Origin of the sequence: Klebsiella sp. LY (genome assembly GCF_004010915.1) — a bacterium.
Taxonomy (GTDB): Bacteria; Pseudomonadota; Gammaproteobacteria; order Enterobacterales; family Enterobacteriaceae; genus Klebsiella; species Klebsiella quasipneumoniae.
In genome coordinates this window covers 4136520-4158545 of sequence record NZ_CP022444.1, presented here as the reverse complement: position 1 = coordinate 4158545, position 22026 = coordinate 4136520, and the positions used below count along the sequence as shown (strand labels likewise).

General features: G+C 56.4%; 22 protein-coding genes. 11 read left to right on the top strand and 11 right to left on the bottom strand.

Translation table 11 applies throughout. The features are described from left to right. Positions 1-29: 29 nt before the first annotated feature. Both CE636_RS23365 and CE636_RS23360 read right to left on the bottom strand, forming a co-directional pair. Positions 30-2717, bottom strand: coding sequence for a cation-transporting P-type ATPase (locus CE636_RS23365; RefSeq protein WP_004886078.1), 2688 nt, complete (start codon positions 2715-2717; stop codon positions 30-32). 51 nt (positions 2718-2768) lie between these two features. Further along, positions 2769-3200, bottom strand: coding sequence for a universal stress protein (locus CE636_RS23360; protein ID WP_004886076.1), 432 nt, complete (start codon positions 3198-3200; stop codon positions 2769-2771). 534 nt (positions 3201-3734) lie between these two features. On the opposite strand from CE636_RS23360, the gene CE636_RS23355 reads away from it, so the two are divergent. From CE636_RS23355 to CE636_RS23345, 3 genes are read left to right on the top strand one after another with little or no spacing between them, the layout of a single operon-like run. After that, a complete protein-coding gene (locus CE636_RS23355) occupies positions 3735-4820 on the top strand; it encodes an efflux RND transporter periplasmic adaptor subunit (RefSeq protein WP_017899624.1) in 1086 nt (361 codons plus the stop codon). Then, positions 4821-7886, top strand: coding sequence for an efflux RND transporter permease subunit (locus tag CE636_RS23350; RefSeq protein ID WP_017899623.1), 3066 nt, complete (start codon positions 4821-4823; stop codon positions 7884-7886). Between the two features lie 38 nt (positions 7887-7924). Continuing rightward, on the top strand, positions 7925-8848 hold the full coding sequence (locus CE636_RS23345) for an acyltransferase (RefSeq protein WP_074186554.1): 924 nt from the start codon (positions 7925-7927) through the stop codon (positions 8846-8848). A 16-nt stretch (positions 8849-8864) separates the two neighbouring features. On the opposite strand, the gene CE636_RS23340 is transcribed toward CE636_RS23345, so the two are convergent. Beyond that, entirely contained in the window at positions 8865-9371 is a 507-nt protein-coding gene (locus tag CE636_RS23340) for a hypothetical protein (protein WP_017899621.1), read from the bottom strand. A 53-nt stretch (positions 9372-9424) separates the two neighbouring features. After that, positions 9425-9721 (bottom strand): hypothetical protein, encoded by a 297-nt coding sequence (locus tag CE636_RS28975; protein WP_164852339.1) that lies wholly within the window; start codon positions 9719-9721, stop codon positions 9425-9427. Between the two features lie 370 nt (positions 9722-10091). Between CE636_RS28975 and CE636_RS23330 the strand changes: the two genes are divergently transcribed. Then, entirely contained in the window at positions 10092-10304 is a 213-nt protein-coding gene (locus CE636_RS23330; RefSeq protein ID WP_004886058.1) for a biofilm development regulator YmgB/AriR family protein, read from the top strand. Positions 10305-10386: 82 nt separating this feature from the next. Next, positions 10387-10941, top strand: a complete 555-nt coding sequence (locus CE636_RS23325) for a helix-turn-helix transcriptional regulator (RefSeq protein WP_017899620.1) — start codon at positions 10387-10389, stop codon at positions 10939-10941. 41 nt (positions 10942-10982) lie between these two features. On the opposite strand, the gene CE636_RS23320 is transcribed toward CE636_RS23325, so the two are convergent. Further along, positions 10983-11717: a MerR family transcriptional regulator gene (locus tag CE636_RS23320; protein ID WP_017899619.1), complete on the bottom strand. Its 735-nt coding sequence runs from the start codon at positions 11715-11717 to the stop codon at positions 10983-10985. A 154-nt stretch (positions 11718-11871) separates the two neighbouring features. After that, entirely contained in the window at positions 11872-13083 is a 1212-nt protein-coding gene (locus CE636_RS23315; RefSeq protein WP_017899618.1) for a diguanylate phosphodiesterase, read from the bottom strand. A gap of 327 nt (positions 13084-13410) precedes the next feature. On the opposite strand from CE636_RS23315, the gene ycgZ reads away from it, so the two are divergent. The 3 genes from ycgZ to CE636_RS23300 all read left to right on the top strand — a co-directional run bounded on the left by ycgZ (position 13411) and on the right by CE636_RS23300 (position 14404). Continuing rightward, positions 13411-13656: a regulatory protein YcgZ gene (gene ycgZ, locus CE636_RS23310; protein ID WP_017899617.1), complete on the top strand. Its 246-nt coding sequence runs from the start codon at positions 13411-13413 to the stop codon at positions 13654-13656. Positions 13657-13780: 124 nt separating this feature from the next. Next, the gene (locus tag CE636_RS29205; protein ID WP_017899616.1) at positions 13781-14086 is read left to right on the top strand and encodes a hypothetical protein; all 306 of its coding nucleotides are present in this window, start codon (positions 13781-13783) and stop codon (positions 14084-14086) included. Positions 14087-14137: 51 nt separating this feature from the next. Further along, positions 14138-14404, top strand: coding sequence for a biofilm development regulator YmgB/AriR family protein (locus CE636_RS23300; RefSeq protein ID WP_004886050.1), 267 nt, complete (start codon positions 14138-14140; stop codon positions 14402-14404). A gap of 109 nt (positions 14405-14513) precedes the next feature. Here CE636_RS23300 and pgl read toward each other — a convergent pair whose 3' ends face one another. Beyond that, complete coding sequence (gene pgl / locus CE636_RS23295) at positions 14514-15509, bottom strand: 6-phosphogluconolactonase (RefSeq protein WP_017899615.1); 996 nt, start codon at positions 15507-15509, stop codon at positions 14514-14516. A gap of 227 nt (positions 15510-15736) precedes the next feature. Between pgl and CE636_RS23290 the strand changes: the two genes are divergently transcribed. Next, a complete protein-coding gene (locus CE636_RS23290; RefSeq protein ID WP_004886041.1) occupies positions 15737-16555 on the top strand; it encodes a pyridoxal phosphatase in 819 nt (272 codons plus the stop codon). Here CE636_RS23290 and modC read toward each other — a convergent pair whose 3' ends face one another. The 4 genes from modC to CE636_RS23270 all read right to left on the bottom strand — a co-directional run bounded on the left by modC (position 16556) and on the right by CE636_RS23270 (position 19371). Then, complete coding sequence (gene modC, locus CE636_RS23285; protein WP_004886036.1) at positions 16556-17614, bottom strand: molybdenum ABC transporter ATP-binding protein ModC; 1059 nt, start codon at positions 17612-17614, stop codon at positions 16556-16558. A 2-nt stretch (positions 17615-17616) separates the two neighbouring features. Then, positions 17617-18306 carry a molybdate ABC transporter permease subunit gene (gene modB / locus CE636_RS23280; protein ID WP_017899613.1) on the bottom strand — a complete coding sequence of 230 codons (690 nt, stop codon included), beginning with the start codon at positions 18304-18306 and terminating at the stop codon, positions 17617-17619. Beyond that, entirely contained in the window at positions 18306-19079 is a 774-nt protein-coding gene (modA, locus tag CE636_RS23275) for a molybdate ABC transporter substrate-binding protein (RefSeq protein WP_004886031.1), read from the bottom strand. The genes modB and modA overlap by 1 nt, the downstream gene beginning before the upstream one ends. 142 nt (positions 19080-19221) lie before the next feature. Then, complete coding sequence (locus CE636_RS23270) at positions 19222-19371, bottom strand: AcrZ family multidrug efflux pump-associated protein (protein WP_002895156.1); 150 nt, start codon at positions 19369-19371, stop codon at positions 19222-19224. A 152-nt stretch (positions 19372-19523) separates the two neighbouring features. Here CE636_RS23270 and modE point away from each other — a divergent pair, with 152 nt between their 5' ends. Together modE and modF are read left to right on the top strand one after the other, a co-directional pair. Next, positions 19524-20312, top strand: a complete 789-nt coding sequence (gene modE / locus CE636_RS23265; RefSeq protein ID WP_017899612.1) for a molybdenum-dependent transcriptional regulator — start codon at positions 19524-19526, stop codon at positions 20310-20312. A 67-nt stretch (positions 20313-20379) separates the two neighbouring features. Further along, positions 20380-21852 carry a molybdate ABC transporter ATP-binding protein ModF gene (gene modF, locus CE636_RS29200; protein ID WP_017899611.1) on the top strand — a complete coding sequence of 491 codons (1473 nt, stop codon included), beginning with the start codon at positions 20380-20382 and terminating at the stop codon, positions 21850-21852. The last annotated feature ends 174 nt before the right edge of the window (positions 21853-22026 follow it).

Sequence of the window (22026 nt, the reverse complement as noted above, 5' to 3'; positions counted from 1 at the left end):
TTTCCTTTTTCGTTCAGCGCTTCACGCCGTCAGGCGGTTCGCCATTTGCGGGTCAGCGGTTTTTCCAGTTCCACGATCAGGAACATGGCGAAGCCGATGATAAAGGTGATCACCCAGTAGCGGAACGGCAGCCCGGTGGTGCCAAACAGCATCTGCATAAACGGCGCATAGATAATCAGCAGCTGCAGCACCAGCAGCACGCCGCTGACGATCCAGATCCCCTTGTTAGCCAGCAGACCTTTGGTTAACGAGAAACCATCCGAGACGCGGCAGTTCAGCATATAGAACCACTGGGCGGTGACCAGGGTCTGCAACAGCACGGTACGGATAAACTCCGGCGAATAGCCGCGCGGCTGCAGCCAGGCTTCGAGAATAAAGGCGCTGACCGCAATCATCGACCCCACAAACGCCACGCGCCAGATGGCAAACCCGTCCATGACGTGAATTTTCGGGTCGCGCGGCGGCCGCCGCATAATATTTTTCTCACCGGCTTCAAACGCCAGACCAAACGACAGCGTGGCGGAGGTGGCCATGTTCATCCACAGGATCAGCACCGGCGTCAGCGGCAGCACGTTGCCTGCCAGCAGCGCGATCACGATCAGTAAACCCTGCGCAAGGTTGGTCGGCATGACAAAAAGAATGGTTTTCTTGAGATTGTCATACACCCGGCGCCCCTCGCGGACCGCGCTGGCGATGGTGGCGAAGTTGTCGTCGGTCAACACCATATCGGCGGCTTCCTTGGTGACTTCGGTTCCCTTGATCCCCATCGCCACGCCGACGTCAGCCTGCTTCAGCGCCGGGGCATCGTTCACCCCGTCTCCGGTCATGCCGACAATCTCTTTCTTGCTCTGCAGAGCCTGCACCAGACGGAACTTATCTTCCGGGCTGGTGCGGGCGAAGATATCGAACTGCTGCGCGGCGACGCTCAGCTGCGCGTCGTCCATTACCTCCAGCTCGCGCCCGGTGATGGCGTTACCCGCATTGCCAATCCCCAACATTTTGCCGATGCTCATCGCCGTTTGCGGATGGTCGCCGGTGATCATCTTCACGCGGATCCCGGCCTGCAGGCAGTCGGCAATCGCCGTAATCGCTTCCGGACGTGGCGGATCCATCATCCCGGCAACCCCTAATAAAATGACCCCCTGCTGCAGATCCTGATGGGTCAGCTCGGTCTGGCCTGCGGCAGCCGGCTTCCAGGCCGCGGCCACCATGCGCAGCCCCTCCCGGGCGTACTCTTCAATTTTGCTTTCCCAGTACGGGAGATCCAGCGGCTGCAGTCCGTTGTCGCTCTGCTGATACTGGCACAGGCGGAACAGAACGTCAGGCGCGCCGGTGACCAGCACCACCTCCTCTTCGCCCAGCCGGTAAAGCGTCGACATGTATTTATATTGCGAATCAAAAGGAATTTTACTACGCAGCTCGCTGGGCTGCGGCGCCAGGGTTATCTTCGCCGCCAGCACCTTCAATGCCCCCTCGGTGGGGCCGCCGGTAATTTTCCACAGCCCGCCTTCCTCTTTGATAAGCTGGCTGTCGTTACACAGATCGATGGTGCGCAGATAGCGCTCAAGAAGCGATCCTGGCGCCACGGCGATCGGCGTCGGGTCGTCGATGGCATGGATTTTACCGACCGGCTCATAGCTGTCCCCTTCCACCCGATAGACGCTGTCCGCGGTGATCACCGCCTTCACCGTCATTTCGTTCATGGTCAGGGTCCCGGTTTTATCCGAGCAGATAACGGTCATCGCACCGAGGGTTTCCACCGTCGGCAGCTTGCGGATAATCGCTTTCTGACGGGCCATCGCCTGCACGCCAAGCGACAGAATAATGGAGATAATCGCCGGCAACCCTTCCGGGACCGACGCCACCGCGAGGCTAATTAACGACAGCATCAGTTCGGAGACCGGCATATCGCGGAACAGCAGGCTAAAGACGAACAGCGCCGCCATCATCACCAGAATGAGGATAAAAATGGCTTTGCCCAGCTTATCCATCTGCACCAGCAGCGGCGTGCGATGTTTCTCAATGCCCGCCATCATCTGGTTGATGTGGCCCAGCTCGGTATCGCCGCCGGTGGCCACCACGATCCCTTTCCCCGCCCCTGAGCTGACGGTGGTCCCGGAAAACACCAGGTTGCTGCGATCGCCGAGCGGCAAATCACCGCTTAGCGGCTCGGTGGTTTTTTCCACCACCGTCGACTCGCCGGTGAGGATCGCCTCTTCCACCCGCAGGTTGTGCGCCTCAATCACCCGTAAATCGGCGGGGATTCGGTCGCCGGCGCGGATCACCACGATATCGCCGGGCACCAGCGAGGTGGTGGGGATGGTTTCATGGTTGCCCTGGCGGATCACCACCGCCTCGCTGGAGAGCATATTACGGATACTTTGCAGCGATTTTTCCGCATTACTCTCCTGAATGAAGCCGATCAGCGCATTGACCACCGCCACCGCGAGGATCACTGACATGTCGATCCAGTGGCCCATTACCGCCTTGAGCAGCGCCGCCGCCAGCAGGACGTAGATCAGCACATCGTTAAAATGCACAATAAAACGCAGCCAGGCGGGTTTACCCGGCTTCTGCGGCAGGGCGTTTTCGCCATACTGCTGCAGGCGCGTGGCCGCCTCTGTTCCGCTAATCCCGTCCGGCGAACTCTGCACGCTGGCGAGCGTCTCCTCGACGGAGCGCTGATAGTAGGGCGCCCCCGGTTTATCTGTATTCATACTCTCTCCCTCGATTTATGAAGCGGAAGTCAGAACGACATCCCGCCGTCATCAGCGCACAACGAAAACCGGTACATGGGCATAGCGCACGATATTGGCCGCTTCCGAGCCCAGCAGGTGAGTCTGGATCCCCGGATTGCGTGAACCGACAATCACTACGTCCGCTTTTAGCTCATCGGCCAGGGCGATCACTTGATCGCGAACATTGCCACTGCGCACATAAAGATGGCTGGCGTCTTCCGCCAGGCCATTTTTTTTGACCAGCTCGGTCAGTTTTTCCTTAGCGGTAGTAATCAAATGGTCTTCCATCTTTCGGGCATCAGAGATAAATCCACGCGTTAACACCGGAGAGAATGCCGGAATGACATGGACAAGATGAATTTGCCCGGCAGAATGTTGGGCAAGGAATTTTGCATGAGAGAGCGCTTTGTCGGCCAGGCCTGCATCAAAAACGTCAACGGGAACAACGATATTTTTATACATGAGATAATCCTTTTATTACCAATACAATGCGTAGTGATGAATAACCCCATACTTGGGGAGGAACGAAATCTCAACAACAGAAGCGGCGAGCGGAATAGATGTTATTAAACGTAGCACAGGAAAATTAACATTAGAAAATGACGGATTAATAGACTGAAAAATATTATAAAAAGCTCTTATCACCTGCGAATCTCCTGCCCTTTCCCCAACGATGCCGCCAACGCTCGGGGTATTCACTTTTTTAACACTTCACCTTTTCTCCGACTATGCTGATTACAAGCAGGAGTGCCGCTCCGAATGTCCAGTGGTCACAGCGAGGGCCGAATTAAATGACATTCGCGGTTCGGGTGGGTGTTAAGGGAGAAAATCATGTTTGGTTATAGCCTGTTACGTCTGGGATTCTTTGTCGCGCTGGCCATTGTCGCCTGCACGCTGGTGGGACTATTCACCTATCTGGTTGTCGCCGCCCTCGCCGAATAAGCGTGCGCCGCGTAATAAAAATGTAAAATAAATCCTGAATCTGAGGGGAATACTGTGAACCGTTATTTTTCTCTCATCCCGGTTGTTATTTTATTGGCAACCGCTTGCGATCAGAAATCGCCGTCCGTCGAGTCCGCCCCGCGCATGGTCAAGGTGGCGCAGGTGACCGCCGTGGGCAATACCCAGCAGCGAACGTTTCCGGCACGTATCGAGTCTGGCGACTCCACCGAGCTGTCGTTTAAGCGGGGGGGCCAGGTGGAATCGCTGGATATTCGCCAGGGGGCGACCATCGCTCAGGGACAAACGCTGGCGCGCCTGAATGCCCGCGAGGCCCAACAGCGGGTCAATGAGCGACAAACGGCGGCCACCCTCGCCCAGCGTCAGTTCGACCGCTTCCAGACCCTGGCGGGACGTCAGGCCATCTCCCAGGCGGAAATGGACGTGCAGCGCGCCAATCGCGATGCCGCCAACGCGGCCTTAAAAATCGCCCGTGAAGAGCTGGCGCAAATGAGCCTCACCGCGCCCTTCGGCGGGATTGCCGCCGGCGTGCATATCCGCAACCATCAGGTGGTCGCCGCCGGCCAGCCGGTGATCACCCTGACGCGGACCGACCTGCTGGATGTAGTCTTCAGCATTCCCGAAAATCTGTTCACCTCCCTGGATATCCGTAATACCGCCTACCGTCCCGTCGTCAGGATCAATACCCTGCCGGGCCGCGAATTTACGGCGGAATACAAAGAGCATACCGGCAGCAGCGATAACAGCACCCTCACCTGGCAGATCATTTTAACCATGCCGCGGCCGGATGATTTTCCCACCGTCGGCGGGGTTAGCGGCACCGTGACGGTCAACCTTGGCAATTTACCGGCCAGCGCCGGAAAGGAAACCCTCGTGGTGCCAGTGGAGGCGGTGTTTAACCCGGATAACCGGCCGAAGAATGAACCCATCGTCTGGGTGGTGAAAGGCGACAATGCGCATCGGTTTCTTGAAGAGCGCAAAGTCACCGTCGGCGAGGTGACCGCGCAGGGAGTGACTATCACCGACGGTCTCCACGCGGGTGAGCAGGTGGTCGCGGCGGGCGTGAGCGAGCTGCATGCCGGGCAGCCGGTGCGGATCTGGACGCGTGAACGAGGATTATAAATGGACATTTCCCGTCAGTTTATTAATAACCCGACCCGCGTCTGGTTAGCCATTCTGCTGTTGGGGGTGGGGGGTCTGTTCGCCCTGCTCAATATCGGCCGTCTGGAAGATCCGGCCTTCACCATTAAAACGGCGGTGATCGTCACCCACTACCCTGGCGCGTCCGCTCAGCAGGTGGAGGAGGAGGTGACCCTGCCGCTGGAAAATGCGATTCAGCAGCTTCCCTCACTGGATAACGTCAGCTCCATCTCCTCAAATGGCTTATCGCAAATTACGGTGAATATCGCTTCGCAGTACCATTCCAGCGAGCTGCCGCAAATCTGGGATGAGCTACGTCGCCGCGTCGGTGACGCCAGCCGACTTTTCCCGCCTGGCGTCGTGACCCCCTTCGTCAATGACGACTTTGGCGATGTGTTTGGCTTTTTCTTCGCCATCTCGGGCGACAGTTTTACCAACCCCGAACTGGTGCGCTATGCCGAACAGCTGCGTCGGGAGCTGGTGCTGGTTCCTGGGGTCGGTAAAGTCGCTATCGGCGGCGTCATTCCGCAACAGATCAATGTTGATATCTCGCTGGCGAAGATGGCGGCGCGCGGGATCACGCTCAACCAGCTCGCCGCTATCCTGACCCGGCTCAACGTGGTGTCCAGCGCCGGAGAGATCCGCGTTGGCAGCGAATCGATCCGCCTTCACCCCACCGGGGAGTTTCAGAGCATCGATGAGCTGGGGGATCTGCTGGTCAGCCCTCACGGCGCCAGCGCCACCACCCGACTGCGGGATATTGCCACACTGTCGCGCGGGCTGACCGACTCGCCGTCCAGTACCTATCATGCCAACGGCCGCCAGGCGGTGACCATGGGGGTCTCTTTTATTCCTGGCGTCAACGTCATTGACGTCGGGCACGCCCTTGAAGCCCGCCTCCAGCAGATGGCCGCCGACAAACCGGCGGGGATCGACATCGCCATTTTTTACGATCAAGCGGCAGAGGTCGCCCACTCGGTCAATGGCTTTATTACCAACTTCCTGATGGCCCTGGCGATCGTGGTCGGCGTGCTGCTGGTGTTCATGGGGGTACGCAGCGGGATCATTATCGCTCTGTCGCTGGCGCTCAACGTTCTCGGCACCCTGCTTATCATGTATATCTGGGGGATAGAGTTACAGCGGATCTCCCTCGGGGCGCTGATCATCGCCCTGAGTATGCTGGTGGACAATGCCATCGTCATTGTCGAAGGGGTGCTGATCGCCCGCCAGCAAGGTTCGCCGCTGCTGGGCGCCATTAACTATGTGATCCGCCGCTCCGCCCTGCCGCTGCTCGGCGCCACGATCATCGCCATCCTCGCCTTCGCGCCGATTGGCCTCTCGCAGGACTCCACCGGGGAGTATTGCAAATCCCTGTTCCAGGTGCTGCTGATCTCGCTGATGCTAAGCTGGTTCTCCGCCCTGACCATCACGCCGGTACTCATTAAGTGGTGGTTGTTTAAACACGCCCCGTCGGCCGCCGCGTCGGCGGAAAAAGCCGATCCATACCGCGGCCGCTTTTATCGCGGCTATCAGCAGACGCTGCGAATACTGCTGCAGCAAAAGACCGTGACCCTGGTGCTGATGGGCGCCCTGCTGGCCGCGGCTATCTGGGGCTTCACCTTCGTTCGGCAGAATTTCTTTCCGTCATCGAATACGCCCATTTTCTTTGTCGACCTGTGGCTCCCCTACGGTACCGATATTAACGCCACCGAGCAGATGACCCGCGATATTGAGCGGTCGATCGCCGGCCAGCCGGGGGTAGTCACCACCGTCGCCACCATTGGCCAGGGCAGTATGCGTTTTATTCTTACCTACAGCGGCCAGCGGCAGTACAGCAACTACGCGCAAATTATGGTGCGGATGGACGACCAGCGCGGCATCGCCCCCGTCACCCGCCACGTGGAAGCCTGGATCGCCAGAAACTACCCGCAGGTGAACGCCAGCACTAAACGCATTATGTTCGGCCCCTCCGGGGATAGCGCAATTGAAGTGCGCATTAAGGGCCCTGACCCGGATACGCTGCGCGCGCTGGCCAGTCAGGTGAGCGATATTCTCGCCGAAGATCCGGCCACCGACAGCGTGCGTAACGACTGGCAGAACCGCAGCAAGGTGATCCGCCCACAGTACTCCCCGGCGCTGGGGCGCGAGCTGGGGGTGGATAAACAGGACATTGATCATGCGCTGGAGATGAATTTCTCCGGCAGTCGCGCCGGGTTATATCGCGAGGGCGCCGATCTGCTGCCGGTGATCGTCCGGCCGCCGGCAACGGAGCGACAGGATGCCAACCACCTGAATAACGTGCTGGTCTGGAGCCAGAGCCGCCAGCAGTATATCCCGTTGAGTAACGTCATCCATGGCTTCTCACTGGAGTGGGAAGATCCATTGATTCTCCGCCGGGATCGCACCCGGGTGCTGACGGTCCAGACCGACCCCAGTCCGCAAAGCGGCCAAACCTCGGGTGATATTCTCGCCCGGGTGAAACCGCGCATTGACGCATTGACGCTGCCGCATGGCTACCGTATCGAATGGGGCGGCGATGCGGAGAATTCCAGTGAGGCGCAGCAAGGGCTGTTCACGACCCTACCGCTTGGCTATCTGGTGATGTTTATCATTACGGTGCTGATGTTCAGTTCGCTAAAAAACGCCGTCGCCATCTGGCTGACCGTCCCGCTGGCGCTGATCGGCGTCACGCCCGGCTTTTTGCTGACTGGCATCCCCTTCGGCTTTATGGCTTTAATCGGCCTTCTCAGCCTCAGCGGCATGCTGATCCGCAACGGCATTGTGCTGGTGGAAGAGATAGAGCAACAAAAACAAGAGAAAGATCAACGACAAGCGATCATTGATGCGGCAACATCCCGTCTGCGGCCAATCCTGCTGACCGCCTTCACCACCGTGCTTGGCCTTGCCCCGCTGCTGCGCGATGTTTTTTTCCAGAGTATGGCGGTGGTGATTATGTTCGGTCTGGCCTTCGCCACCGTGCTGACGCTGCTGGTTCTGCCGGTGATTTACGCCTGCTTTCACCATAAGGATATGACGCATCAACGATGAACAGTACCGGTCTGAGCATTATTAAGACACTCGGCTGTATGACAGCGGTGACTTTTTTCACCATCTATAACACCTGGGATCGCTTTGATTATGACTATCACTGGATCCTCGGGCTGCTGACCTTCGTCTCGACCATCGCCACGCCGCTGTTTTTTGTGGTAGCCGGCTATCTTGATGCGCAGACGCGCCACGACGCCAACTGGCAAATTGGCAAAATTAAAAGCGTGGTGATCGTCTTTCTGTTTTGGATGACGGTCTATTATGTCTGGGAGCCTTATCAGCGCGGCTACCTGATCCAGCCCTGGTTTATTTTCGCCCTGATCGTCATCTATACCTTCCATCCCCTGATTGCCTGGCTCAGTCAGCGGCGCGGCCTGTTTTTCACCGTGGTCCTGACGCTGCTGTGCTGCTCTTATGGTTACGACCTGCTCTCAGTGCTCTATCCGGAAAGACATCTTTTCAGTCTGGCGCCGCAGTATCGTCTGTGGACATGGCTACTTTTTTATTTAACCGGGCAGTTGTTTAACGATCCGCGAGTCACGGAGTGGATACGCGACCCGCGGGTCATTAAAGGGTCGATTATCGCCCTGCCCTTTGTCTATTTATTTACCTGGTTTTATGAGCGCCACTTTTTCTTCGCGCTGTTTAAAGCCGATCGCAATGCGTTCATTCTCACGGGGTCGCAGATTTATATTCTGATCGTCCTGCTGGTGATCGCCGCTAACGCCGTGCAGTTTAAAAAGAACCGCGAGCTGAAGGAGGCGGTGCTGGCGACGGTTAGCAAAGCGATGACCGGGGTCTATATTCTGCACTACTCCGTTTTTCACCTGCTGGTGATGCTGATCCCTATACACTCGTTAGCCACCAAGCTGGGAGTGATTGCGCTAACGTTTGTCCTGTCGGTGCTCATTTCCCTTGCCGCGCTCTCCAGTACGCTGCTCAAGAAGGTGATAACCCTGTAACCGACAACGCGGCGATTTAGCGGAAGCTCCACTGAATGCTGATCACAAACACGCTGGGAATAATGATGCCACTCTCAAGAGCGAAATAGTCGGTAAAGTTGTACTGGATGGCATGGTAAATATAAGGTGAAAAGCCGATCCCGGTGGCATCCTTAAAATCTTTATAGGAGCCATGATCGCCGCAATGCTCGAAGGCGTCGAAGAAGAATTCGCCGGTATAGCCGTAAATGCCTTTGAAGGTCCATCCGCTGCCGTTGTGGTACCAGTCTCTTCTCACGCCCAGCGCCAGGCAGCGATCGTCGAAGCTATTATTCATAGTGCCAATCAGCAGACTGTATTTCGAGTCTTCTGAGAATTTACGTTCCACTGAGAAAAAGTGGTTTTCGAAATTCTCAGTATATTGCCCATGGTTATTGGTCAAATGGTAAACATAGGAACCGGTATTCATCGAATAGAGGTTAATCTCTTTCGCCTGCGCGAGAGTCGCTAACCCGGCCAGGAGCATTACGGTTCTACCGCGCATTTTCCCTCCTCAGTCTTCAAGGCCTGTCCATGGACAGATAGCTTCTGCCATATTTATCCGTCGGGACAAGGGGAAAAGCCCGAGAGGGAAATGGGGGAAAGATAACGATGCCGAACCGCCACATCGGTATTAAAAAGCGTAGCACACCCCTTATCCGCCAACAAACTGAGCAAACCGACAACGAAATGACCGATGTGTTTCCCTTTACCTAATTGTGCAAAAAAAAGACAAAACCTCACCTGCTTTTCGTTATGATCAGCGTCCGACGCGGAAGAAAGCCACCTGTCGACGACAGAGTTGCTGTGTACCCCTTCCTGCGTCGGCGCTATTTCATCCAGCACGCCGGTCAAAACATCACCTTCTCATTATCGTCAGCCTCTTCCCGCCAGTTTTACAAAGGTATCTTGCACAAACCGGATTTTATGTACAAGTAATGCAAACAACAAAATTCTTTAAAATCAATCAATTAATACAAAATACAAAAATAAGTCGTTCCGTTGTACATATAGTCCTGAAAAAAGTTGTACATAGCAGAATCACCGTCTATAGTTTTGGAGTGTTAACTGCTTGTTGCGCAACGAAGCGGGGATGTTTAACGGTGGCGCGGCAAGTCAGGCGGTGGTTCCTGGTTTTGCATTTCCTGTTCGTGACTTAGCGCGTACCAATGGTACGTAGCGACTTTTATTGTCAGTTTGCGTTATACGTGGGAGAGTTCGAGCTATGCATATTAAAAATACCATTCCAGCAGAGTTTGTCTTCAATTCGGCCCTGATGAAGAATATTGAAAATACGCTCATTAAGCAGCACAGAACGATAAATAATGAGCGGATGATTACGGAAATCCAGCATCGCCTGCAAACGGAAAGTAATGAAATACTTTCCGACCTCTATTTGCAGGCGCTGGATATGCTGTCCAGCAAACCTCATCATTAATTAACCCCGCGGAGCTGGCAGCAGGCTCACCCCCGCGGTGCCGGCACGCCTGGGTCTCTATCGGCTAACTGAGGCAAATAAAATGTCACACCATAATACCTGCTATCGTACTGAACATTACGATCTGTGGTTTGATAATCGTTTTCTTCTCTACGGGATGTCGCTGATCCTGAATAGTCTGCCGGCATCTTACTTTCGCAAAAAACATGTTTTCTTTACCAGCGACAATTATTTCGCAGTACTGCAGCACAACTATAACCGTCGGGATACGTTATTTATTCTGTTAACCGAAGGCAACGATCTTAATTTTCTGAGTGAACTGCCTATGCTGCGCTTACCGGCCAATTCAACGCCGGAAGAGTTAAAGATATTTCTGCACCAGCCCACCCGCTACTATAAAACCCACCCGGCGCCGGGCGCCTCGGTGCAGTTTACCGAGCGGGAAAAGAAAGTGATTCAACTTATCAGCAATGGCGAAGCGGTCGCCAGCATTGGCCGGTCGCTGAATCTGCATATTAAAACCATTTATCAGATCCGGCTGAATCTGATTAAAAAGCTCGGCTGTAGCGGTAGGACCGATTTTTTTAATATCAGCCGCAGCGAAACCTTTAAATCCTGGAGCCAGATCCACCTGTAACCCGGCGCGTTAGCCCCGGTCTGCTTTGCGGATCGGGGCGATTAATTATTACCGTGAAAATGGATGCTGAAGCCCTGCTCTTGCCAGTGGCTGAGCAGCTCTTCCTGCAGAGGGGTGGCAGCGCGTCCGGTCCAGACGAAGATATGCTGGCCGGGAAACAGCTCGGGCCGCGGCGACTCCAGCGGTTCGGCGAGGACGTTGACGTGCCAGCCACGCTGGGAAAGACGCCATGCTTCCAGCCACAGACGGGTCCTGTCCTCATTGCTCCAGCCCACCAGCAGCGTCTCCCTGCCGTTCTTCTTACGCGCTTCGGCAAGAAACAGCGCCACGCAGTCAATCAACAGACCATCCAGCATACTGCTAATCACCAGCGAGGTATTCTGATCGAGCTTCAGACGCTGACGTACCGGCACTAACAGGCTGTCGATGAGCGTGTCGACGGGGTGTTGATGGCTTAGCGCCATTAATTTGGCACGGATTCTGGCAGGCTGCATATAACGCAGAATGGACATCATCTCTTCCTGAAGATGCGCGGATTCGTCGCGCGCCGCCGGCAGGTTATCCTCCAGCAGCGCTTTAACTTTCCCTACTGATACACCGCGCTCTATCCAGCGCTTGATCTCTTCAATGCGCAGGATATCTTCTTCATCAAATTGTCGATGCCCACCTTCGCTACGCTGCGGTTTCAGTAGACCGTAACGACGCTGCCAGGCGCGCAGTGTGACCGGATTGATTCCGCAACGTTCGGCTACCTCACCGATACTGTAAAACGCCATAGCAGCCTCACATCAATCTGATACTTTAATACCTAAACTAACGAATTCAGGCATCCTGTACAACTCTATTTTCTTGTACAGATAAAGATATCAGGTTGTGGCTCACAGCGCTTGGGAAAAAGATGAAAAAATAATTAGCTGATTTCGAGATGGATCATTTTTTCTCTGGCCAGGCGACGGCGGGCAAGCCTCCCAGACGCGCGCTGGCGAACAAATTCCCTTGAAACTGCGAAATACCGGCTGATTCCAGCCACATCCACTCTTCAGCGCGCTCAACGCCGACGGCTGAGACCGCAATCTCCAGTGAAAAACAGCATTTGATAATCGCCTGTACAATCGACTGGCGCGGCCCATCCTGGTGGATATTGCGGATCAGCTCATGGTCGATTTTAATTCTGTCGGGCTGGTATTGCGCCAGCAGTGACAGCCCGGCAAACCCGGCGCCGAAGTGGTCGATGGCGAGATTGATGCCCGCCCCCTTTAGCTTTCGCACCGCATCGGTAAAATCATCCATCCGCGAAATCACTTCCCGCTCGGTAAACTCGACAATAATCTGCTCAGGAATAAGATCATTCCGCTGAATTTGATCGAGCAGGAAACCCACCGCGTTCGGCGCTTTAACCAGCGTCATCGGCAGTAGATTAATACTTAACGCCTTATTGCGTAAGCCTAATTTCCCCGCCAGCGACAGCGCCACCCGTTTACTGTGCAGATCGGCGAGATAAATGTCGTCCCCGGAAAGCCCGGCAAAATAGGCGCCAGGCGACTGGCCGTCCGGTGTGCGTAACAGCGCTTCCCACGAAATAATTTCGCAGGCGAAAGGGTCGACGATCGGCTGGAAGGCAAAGGACCAGCTTTCCTTATTATCAATTATCGGGGTATCAGGATAGAAAGTATTCTGATCGGGGATGAATACCCAGCTGTCAGCGGAAGGAATCTCAAAATAGTTCGCTTTTTCCGTTGATTCGACGAAGGTACGGAAAAATTGCAGTGCCCGGTCGTCATAGGTGAGCTGATATTTTGAGGTCCCGCGGTCCATCACCGTCTGCAGCACTTCCTCGCGATCATGTTCGCGTAAATCAAACAGTTCCATGCCGACATTACCGAAACGGCGGGACGGCGCATAGTCGCACAGAAGCTCCACCAGGTTATAGTGGCGGGGATCGCGGCAAATATGCTGATAAATATCCCGAACCTTTTCTTCAGGCCCCTCAATGAGTTGAAAAAAATGCGTCCCGTTAAAAAGTAAAATACCGGTGACGTCCGCCTGCCCATTTCTTTCGTTTGCCCTGGCGACCATGGCCTCGATCGATTTGAATGAGACATTGTCGCAGATATGGCTGCGATAAATGATGGTGGTTAGCATAGTGATTCCAGATGGGAGGGTAAGCATTCACAGTAGCAGTTATCAGGCTAATCGTCTTGTAAAACTACGTTTTGTCTTAACAAAAAAGATACACTAAAAATCCCTTTTTTGTGCAAGGCTTTTTCATTTTTCTTTTCTTGTACAACATGCAACGCTAAACCCTACCTTCACAAGCCAGAAACACACCAAACATAAAAAATTAACCGATTATAAATCAAAACGTTAACACGTTTTTAATCATTTCTGTGCAACTTTGTGTGTACAGGTTAGTAAATATTGTATAAGTTTAATAGCAGTTAACAGATGAATGAAATGAAAGGAGCACATATGCAGCAGAATGGTTACATTCCAGATACAGCGAACGCAATTGCCCAGTATTTCAACAAAGCATCGTTACCTTCCCAGCAGGAAACGCTGGGTCAGATTGTGATGGATATTCTCAACGAAGGGCGTAATCTCAACCGCAAAGCGCTGTGCACCAAACTGTTGAGCCGCCTCGACCGCGCCCGTGCCCCAGAGGAAGAGAGTCACTATCAGACCTTAATTGGTCTGCTGTTTGCCGGTCAGGAATAACGTCATCGATCGTCGCCTGTTGCGCCGCAGTAGCAGATGAGGGGCGATCGCTTCCACAAACCTGCTGCTGACCTGAATGCCCGTTCGCAGATTCAGGGAGAGAGTGGCATGCAGAGAGACGGTTATGAATAGCAGTGAAACTGAGGAAATCACCGATGAGATCATCGGCGAGGCGGTGCTCGCGCTTCTGAAAACGAATCGCCCGATTACCACTCCGACCCTGCTGGTGCGACTTCGGTTGATGCAGGCGACAGAGTCAGACCGACAGCGAAGAAAGCTCATCGCTGCTGTGATCGAAGAAATTTGCGCGAAGCTTGCCCGTCAGCGCAAGCAAGCGCCTTTGCAGGTAAAGAAAATCAATGGCCGTTGGGAAACCCGAGGTTCGCCGACACAAAGCGCCATGGCGCTGGAAGGTAAAAAGATCCACTGAGTCTCCCAACCATGGTGAATAACACAGAGTGAGAATGTGATGAGACAGACTATGCATCAGCAACCCGATATTTACGCAGGACTGCAGGACACCGCGCTCTCCGACTATTTCCGTAACGCCGGTGATAAGCTGGTTGATGAGTCCGCCGTGATGTCGCTGGCCATCAACAGTATTCTCCAGTCCGAGGGTCACCTGAACAATAAGGCCATTATTTTATGGTTGATTCAGGCGCTGGAAAGCACCGATGACGTGGTGACCGCAGACGTGATCCGTAAAACGCTGGAGATTGTCGTCGGCTACACCATGGACGATATCTAAAGCCATCACGCTTCAGGTCTACCAGGGCAACACCTTCCCTACAGAGCCTGTCCGCTCTGATCAAAAAAACCTCGCTCACGCGAGGTTTTTTCTTTTACCGCCTGACGGATCAGTGAGCGTTGACCACCACCCACATCGGTCCCTGCCCGACCGCATAGCGGCCTTTCTCCTGCAGCAGCCCCTGCTCGCCGGTAATTTCGTACACCGCGATATGGTGCGACTTCTGCCCGGCGGCAATCAGATACTTACCGCTGTGATCGAGATTGAAGCCGCGCGGCTGGGTCTCGGTCGGCTGATAGCCTTCCACCGCCAGCACGCTACCATCTTCCGACACGCTGAACACCGTGATGATGCTGGCGGTACGATCGCAGGCGTACAAATGACGCCCGTCCGGAGTGATATGAATATCCGCCGCCCAGCGCACGCCGGTGAAATCAGGCGGCATCATATCCAGAGTTTGTACACATTCGATGTTGCCATTCGGGTCTTTCAGCTCCCAAACGTCAATTGAGCTGTTCAGCTCATTGACGCAGTAACCATACTGCTGGTTCGGATGGAACACCATGTGGCGCGGACCCGCCCCCTCGACGGTGGTGACTTCCGCTGGCTCCTGGGCGGAGAGGAAACCATCTTCGCTGAGGGTAAACAGGCAGATGCGATCCTGCTTCAGCGCCGGCACCCACAGGGTACGGTTGTCCGGGGAGATATTGGCCGAGTGGCAGCCTTCCAGCCCTTCCACCACGGTGATAGTTTCAGCCGGCAGGCCATCCTGCAGCGGGGTCACGCTGACGCAGCCCTGATTGTAGGAGGCGCTGAAGACAAAGCGGCCATGATGATCGGTAGAAATGTGGGTCGGGCTGCCCGGCAGCGCCGCTTCTCCCGCAAAGGTCAACGCCCCGTTATCCGGCGTGATGCGATAAGCTAACACGCGAAACTCCGGACGAACGCCAACGTACAGATACTCCTTATTGGGACTGACCACCATCGGCTGGACCTGACCCGGGGCATCAACCACCTGCACCAGCGTCAGTTTGCCGTCCGCTTCAAGACTCCAGACGTGGATTTGTTGGCTTTCCGGGCTGGCGGTATAAACGGTTTGTTTCATGACTACTCCTTCCCTCACTGCACGTGGATTTTTCATTTTCAGGATAACAGCACCCTGAAAATTATAAGACATCCGCCCATGATACTCGCATCGCCGACCGAATTACCGACGGAAGGCGGCACAAAGGGCATACAGACATTCACGGCAGATGTGGAAAAATTGGTCCTGACGCCACGGCGGTGTACCATCATGGCCAGGTAATTTTCAACATCAACCGGAAATAACACATGACAACACGCGTGATTGCCCTGGATTTAGACGGCACCCTGCTTACCAGCAAAAAAACCATCCTGCCCGCTTCGCTGGAAGCGCTGGCCCGCGCCAGAGAGGCGGGCTACCAGGTGATCGTCGTTACCGGACGTCATCACGTCGCTATTCATCCTTTTTATCAGGCACTGGCCCTCGATACACCTGCAATTTGTTGTAATGGCACTTATTTGTATGATTATCACGCAAAAAAGGTTTTGGCGGCCGATCCTATGTCGGTGGAACACGCGGTAAGCCTCACCGCCATGCTCGCCGAACAGCAGATCCACGGTCTGGCCTATGTGGATGACGCGATGCTTTACGAACAGCCCACCGGGCATGTGATCCGCACCCGCAACTGGGCGCAGGCGCTACCGGAGGATCAGCGCCCGGTCTTCAGCCAGGTCGACTCGCTGGCGCAGGCGGTCCGCGAGGTCAAAGCGGTATGGAAATTCGCCCTCACCGACGATGACATTCCCCGTCTGCAGCGCTTTGCGCAGGAGGTCGGCGAGACGCTGGGCCTGGCGTGCGAATGGTCGTGGCACGACCAGGTGGATATTGCCCGCGCCGGCAACAGCAAAGGCAAACGCCTGGCGCAGTGGGTCGCTGACCAGGGGCTGTCGATGCAGAATGTGGTGGCCTTCGGCGATAACTACAACGATCTGAGTATGCTGGAAGCAGCAGGCACCGGGGTGGCGATGGGCAATGCGGTGGACGAGGTCAAAGCCCGCGCCAACGTGGTCATCGGCGACAATGAGTCCGCCAGCATCGCCGAGTTTATCTACCGTCAGCTGCTGTGATCAGGCGGCGATCGACACGCTTTTGATCTGGGCAAACACCTGCTGGCCTGGCGCTATCGCCAGGTCATCCCGCGCCCACGGGCTGATTCGAGCCCACAGAGGATGGCCGCTCACCCTGAGCTGAACCTCGATCTGTCCGTTGACCTCCAGACACTGAACCACCTCGGCGCGCAAGATGTTGCGGATGCTGGTGGCGGACGGCTGGGCCAGCACCAGCGAAACATCCGACGCCTGAATGCGGATCCGCGCGGTATCACCTGCGGGACGTTCGAGCCGGTTGACCCACAGCATTTGATCCCCCAGCGTCAGCGCGGTCATCGCGTACTGCGGATGCTGCGCGGCGATGGTGGCGCTGAGGATCGTACTCTGCTGTTCCGCCGGCAGCCAGGGGTGCATCACGCTGCTGCTCCAGACCTCCTCCAGCGGACCGAAAGCCTTCACCTTACCGGCCTCCAGCACCAGCACGCGATCGGCCAGATGCTGGATCTCGTCCAGCGAGTGGCTGACGTAAAGCATCGGAATATGGATCTCCTGCGCCAGTCGCTGCAAATAGGGCAACAGTTCGCGTTTGCGCGGAATATCCAGCGAGGCCAGCGGCTCGTCCAGCAGCAGCAGCTCCGGCGCGGTCAGCAAAGCGCGGCCGATGGCTACACGCTGCTTTTCGCCGCCGGATAACCGGCCAGGCAGGCGATCCAGCAAGGGAGCGATCCCCAGCAGCTCCACCAGCTTATCGAACTGGCTGACCATGGATTTCGCCATGCCGTACTGTAGATTGCCGCGCACTTTATAGTGGGGAAACAGGCGCGCATCCTGAAAGACATAGCCGATCCGCCGCTGCTCCGGCGCCAGGCAGATACGCTGCGCGGTGTCGTTCAGCACCCTGCCGTTGAGCACGATCCGCCCCGCCTGCGGCCGGGTCAGGCCGCTGATAGCGTTGATCAACGACGTTTTCCCGGCGCCGGAGACGCCAAAGATGGCGGTGATCCCGCTGCTGGGCAGCGTTTCACGGATCTGCAGACAGTGGCTGCCGAGGGTCTGGGTAAAGTCCAGCTCCAGCATCATTATCCTCCTATACGCTGGCGGCTCACGCGGGCCAGCCATTCTGATATCAAGAGCGAGACCAGCGCCAGGCCGATAGCGATGAGGCACAGACGAGCCGCCGCCCCCTCCCCGCCCGGAGTCTGGATCAGGGTGTACATCGCCGAAGGCAGGGTACGCGTTTCGCCGGGAATATTGGAGACGAAGGTGATGGTCGCGCCAAATTCCCCTAACGAGCGGGCGAAGGCCAGCACCGTGCCAACAATAATTCCCGGCAGAGTCAGCGGCAGCGTAATGGTGAAAAATACCCGCCAGCGGTTGGCCCCGAGGGTTCTCGCCGCCTGCTCCAGTTTGATGTCCACCCCCTCCAGCGCCAGGCGGATGGCGCGCACCATCAGCGGGAAAGACATCACCGCCGCCGCCAGCACCGCCCCGCGCCAGCTGAAGGCAAAGCTGATGCCGAACCAGTCATACAGCCAGCTGCCAATAAACCCGCGCCGCCCCATGGCCACCAGCAGCAGATATCCCACCACCACCGGCGGCAGCACCAGCGGCAGATGGAGAAGGCTGTCGAGCAGCGCCTTGCCGGGGAAGGTGCGCCTGACCAGCAGCCAGGAAAAAAAGATGCCAAAGGGCAGGCTCAAGGCCACCGCCAGGGAGGAGACTTTCAGGCTCAGCAGCACCGCCTGCCATTCGGGTTCGCTCAGAAACATCAGCGGGTGGTAAATCCGTAACGTTGGAAAATCGCGGACGCTTCCGGCCCTTTCAGGTAGTCATAGAAAGCGCTCACGGCCGCATTGCGATGGCCATCGACAATCGCCAGCGGGTATTCGACTTTCTGATGCGACGCCTCCGGGAAGGTGCCCACCACTTTCACCCCTTTGCTGGCCACAGCATCCGATCCGTAGACGATGCCCAACGGCGCTTCGCTACGCTCCACCAGCGCCAGCGCGCCGCGCACGTCTTCCGCCGGCGCAAGCTTCGGCGACAGGGTCTCCCAGGCGCCCAGTTTCTGCAGCGCTTCTTTGGCGTAGATCCCTGCCGGAACGTGCTGCGGATCGCCCACCGCCAGACGGCCCCCTTTCAGCAGGCTGGTCCAGTCGGTTTTCTCATCAATGGTAATCGCACCCTGCGCGCTGGCTTTCGGCGCCACCACCACCAGGCTGTTGCCAAGCAGGGTGGCGCGGGTCGCCGGATCGATGGCCTTTTTGTCAGCCGCGTAGTCCATCCACTTTTGATCGGCGGAGATAAACAGATCCGCCGGGGCGCCTGCTTCAATCTGCCGCGCCAGCGTCGACGACGAGGCAAACGACGAGACGACCTCGACGTTTTTCTCTTTCTTATACGCCTGGGCGATATCCTGCATCGCGTTGGTTAACGATGCGGCGGCGAAAACGGTCACTTTCCCCTCTGCCGCCAGCGCCTGACCCGCGACGCACAGCGTGAGTGATACCCCGATAACCCCGCGTAACCAAGAACCTGCCATCTGAATCTCCTGTCAATGCGTTATGTATTCGACAATATAACGATATGCAGAGCATTTTTATAGTGACACAGGACAATAAAACGAAGGGAAATGATACAGGAGGGAAATAGCACAGCGCCCGGTTAAACCGGGCGCCGGGAAATCAATGATTTTGCTGGCTGCGATCTTTGTGGCCTACGCCGGAGAAGAGGTTGAACACTTCGCCAAGACCGTAAATCAATCCCAGGATGACCGCCATCACCACCGGTACCATGATGACCGCAAAAACCAGACTTTTCAAAAGCTCTAACATGGTTCACTCCAGATAGTATGATTCCCTGATTGTAACGGTTTCAGCCGAAAAAACACGCCCCATTTGTGCGGTGGTTAATGACAAACCGCGCAGAGAGGTTTTGCAACTGGGTGACTATCGGTCACAATACGCTTTTTTGTCAGGAAACGATTATGCAGGCCGAAATTCTTCTCACCCTTAAGCTACAGCAGCGCCTGTTTGCCGACCCCCGGCGGATCGCCCTGCTCAAACAGATTGACCAGACCGGTTCGATAAGCCAGGGGGCGAAGCACGCGGGTATCAGCTATAAAAGCGCGTGGGATGCCATCAACGAGATGAACCAGCTCAGCGAACAGCCGCTGGTGGATCGCGCCACCGGCGGCAAAGGCGGCGGCGGCGCGGTGCTGACCCGCTACGGGCAGCGTCTGATCCAACTGTACGATCTGCTGGCGCAGATCCAGCAGAAAGCGTTTGATGTCCTCAGCGATGACGACGCCCTGCCACTGGACAGCCTGCTGGCGGCCATCTCGCGCTTTTCCCTGCAGACCAGCGCCCGCAACCAGTGGTTCGGCACCATTACCGGCCGCGATCGCCAGCAGGTGCAGCAGCACGTCGAGGTGCTGCTGGCCGACGGGCAAACCCGCCTGAACGTCGCCATTACCGCCCAGAGCGCTGAAAAGCTGGGGCTCGATGAGGGCCAGGAGGTGCTGGTTCTGTTGAAAGCGCCCTGGGTCGGCATCACCCTCGACCCGGCGGTGGCCCGCCAGGCCGAGAACCAGCTGTCGGGTCGTATCAGCCATATCGAATGCGGCTCCGGGCAGTGCGAAGTGCTGATGACCCTCGCGGACGGCCAGACCCTGTGCGCCACTCTGCCACAGGCGCAGACGTCTGGCCTGGCGGAAGGGACGGAGGCGATCGCTTACTTCAACGCCGATCGCATCATTCTCGCTACGTTATGCTGACCCCATTGACATTACGCGCCTGAAGTCGTATCCCTGATGCACATCGCTGCAAAAAATGGGATACATCATGTCATCATTGCAAATTTCGCAAGGCACGTTTCGCCTGAGCGATACAAAAACCTTAAAAATAGACCACCTGAGCGTGGCGGCGGGTGAAAGCTGGGCGTTCGTCGGCAGCAACGGCAGCGGCAAATCCGCCCTCGCGCGAGCCCTGGCCGGCGACCTGACCCTGCTCAGCGGCCAGCGCGAAAGCCACTTCTCCCGCGTAACCCGCCTCTCCTTCGAACAGCTGCAGAAGCTGGTCAGCGACGAGTGGCAGCGCAATAACACCGACCTGCTTAGCCCCGGAGAAGAAGATACCGGCCGCACCACTGCGGAGATTATTCAGGACGAGGTGAAAGATCCTGCCCGCTGCGCGCAGCTTGCCGAACAGTTTGCCATCAGCGCCCTGTTGGACCGCCGCTTTAAGTATCTGTCCACTGGCGAAACGCGTAAGACCCTGCTGTGCCAGGCCCTGATGAGCGATCCGCAGCTGCTGATCCTCGACGAGCCTTTCGACGGCCTCGACGTCAACTCCCGCCAGCAGCTGGCCGCGCTGCTGGCCGACCTGCATCGCGCCGGCCTCACCCTGGTGCTGGTGCTCAACCGCTTCGATGAGATCCCGGAGTTTGTGCAATACGCCGGCGTGCTGGCTGATTGCCTCCTCAGCGAGACCGGCGAGAAGCGCGCTCTTCTGCAGCAGGCGCTGGTCGCTCAGCTGGCGCACAGTGAAAAACTGGACGGCATCACCTTGCCTGAGCCAGATGTACCACCAGCCCGTCGTGCGCTGGCAGACTCGGCGCCGCGTATCGTGCTCAATGACGGCGTGGTCTCCTACAACGATCGTCCGGTCATCAACCACCTCTCATGGACCGTGAGCCCGGGCGAACACTGGCAGATCGTCGGCCCCAACGGCGCCGGTAAATCCACGCTGCTGAGCCTTATCACCGGCGATCATCCGCAGGGCTACAGCAACGATCTCACCCTCTTTGGCCGCCGCCGCGGCAGCGGCGAGACCATCTGGGATATTAAAAAGCATATCGGCTACGTCAGCAGCAGCCTGCATCTGGACTACCGGGTCAGCACCAACGTCCGCAACGTTATTCTGTCGGGCTATTTTGACTCGATCGGCATTTATCAGGCGGTGTCCGATAAACAGCATAAGCTGGTGCAGCAATGGCTGGATATTCTCGGCATCGATAAGCGCACCGCCGACGCGCCGTTTCAGAGCCTGTCGTGGGGCCAGCAGCGGCTGGCGCTTATCGTTCGCGCGCTGGTCAAGCATCCAACCCTGCTGATCCTCGATGAACCGCTGCAGGGGCTGGATCCCCTCAATCGCCAGCTGGTACGCCGCTTTGTCGACGTCCTGATTGGCGAAGGCGCCACGCAGCTGCTGTTTGTCTCGCACCATGCGGAAGATGCCCCGGACTGTATTACCCATCGCCTGGTATTCGTTCCCAGTGGAGACGGTTACACTTATCAGCTCGGCCCCGTGGCCTGACGCCTCCTGCCGGGGATCGAAAGATCCCTGGTATTTTTCAGAAAAATAGCGCCAACCTCATATAACCAATTGTATATAAAACAAAATAAATTAAATGATGTCGTTTCACCCTCAAGTGTAAACGATTCCACTAACTTGTTCTGTGTCACACTTTTCACTTCTTTGATATGCTAT

Bases quoted from the DNA above. Each gene is read 5' to 3' on its own strand.
- modB (WP_017899613.1), bottom strand. From the start codon at position 18,306: ATGTTTCTGAGCGAACCCGAATGGCAGGCGGTGCTGCTGAGCCTGAAA.
- CE636_RS23340 (WP_017899621.1), bottom strand. From the start codon at position 9,371: ATGCGCGGTAGAACCGTAATGCTCCTGGCCGGGTTAGCGACTCTCGCG.
- modC (WP_004886036.1), bottom strand. From the start codon at position 17,614: ATGCTGGAGCTGGACTTTACCCAGACCCTCGGCAGCCACTGTCTGCAG.
- CE636_RS23345 (WP_074186554.1), top strand. From the start codon at position 7,925: ATGACAGCGGTGACTTTTTTCACCATCTATAACACCTGGGATCGCTTT.
- pgl (WP_017899615.1), bottom strand. From the start codon at position 15,509: ATGAAACAAACCGTTTATACCGCCAGCCCGGAAAGCCAACAAATCCAC.
- CE636_RS23350 (WP_017899623.1), top strand. From the start codon at position 4,821: ATGGACATTTCCCGTCAGTTTATTAATAACCCGACCCGCGTCTGGTTA.
- ycgZ (WP_017899617.1), top strand. From the start codon at position 13,411: ATGCAGCAGAATGGTTACATTCCAGATACAGCGAACGCAATTGCCCAG.
- CE636_RS23325 (WP_017899620.1), top strand. From the start codon at position 10,387: ATGTCACACCATAATACCTGCTATCGTACTGAACATTACGATCTGTGG.
- modA (WP_004886031.1), bottom strand. From the start codon at position 19,079: ATGGCAGGTTCTTGGTTACGCGGGGTTATCGGGGTATCACTCACGCTG.
- CE636_RS23270 (WP_002895156.1), bottom strand. From the start codon at position 19,371: ATGTTAGAGCTTTTGAAAAGTCTGGTTTTTGCGGTCATCATGGTACCG.
- CE636_RS23360 (WP_004886076.1), bottom strand. From the start codon at position 3,200: ATGTATAAAAATATCGTTGTTCCCGTTGACGTTTTTGATGCAGGCCTG.
- CE636_RS23320 (WP_017899619.1), bottom strand. From the start codon at position 11,717: ATGGCGTTTTACAGTATCGGTGAGGTAGCCGAACGTTGCGGAATCAAT.
- CE636_RS23300 (WP_004886050.1), top strand. From the start codon at position 14,138: ATGCATCAGCAACCCGATATTTACGCAGGACTGCAGGACACCGCGCTC.
- CE636_RS23330 (WP_004886058.1), top strand. From the start codon at position 10,092: ATGCATATTAAAAATACCATTCCAGCAGAGTTTGTCTTCAATTCGGCC.
- CE636_RS23365 (WP_004886078.1), bottom strand. From the start codon at position 2,717: ATGAATACAGATAAACCGGGGGCGCCCTACTATCAGCGCTCCGTCGAG.
- CE636_RS29205 (WP_017899616.1), top strand. From the start codon at position 13,781: ATGAATAGCAGTGAAACTGAGGAAATCACCGATGAGATCATCGGCGAG.
- modF (WP_017899611.1), top strand. From the start codon at position 20,380: ATGTCATCATTGCAAATTTCGCAAGGCACGTTTCGCCTGAGCGATACA.
- CE636_RS23290 (WP_004886041.1), top strand. From the start codon at position 15,737: ATGACAACACGCGTGATTGCCCTGGATTTAGACGGCACCCTGCTTACC.
- modE (WP_017899612.1), top strand. From the start codon at position 19,524: ATGCAGGCCGAAATTCTTCTCACCCTTAAGCTACAGCAGCGCCTGTTT.
- CE636_RS23315 (WP_017899618.1), bottom strand. From the start codon at position 13,083: ATGCTAACCACCATCATTTATCGCAGCCATATCTGCGACAATGTCTCA.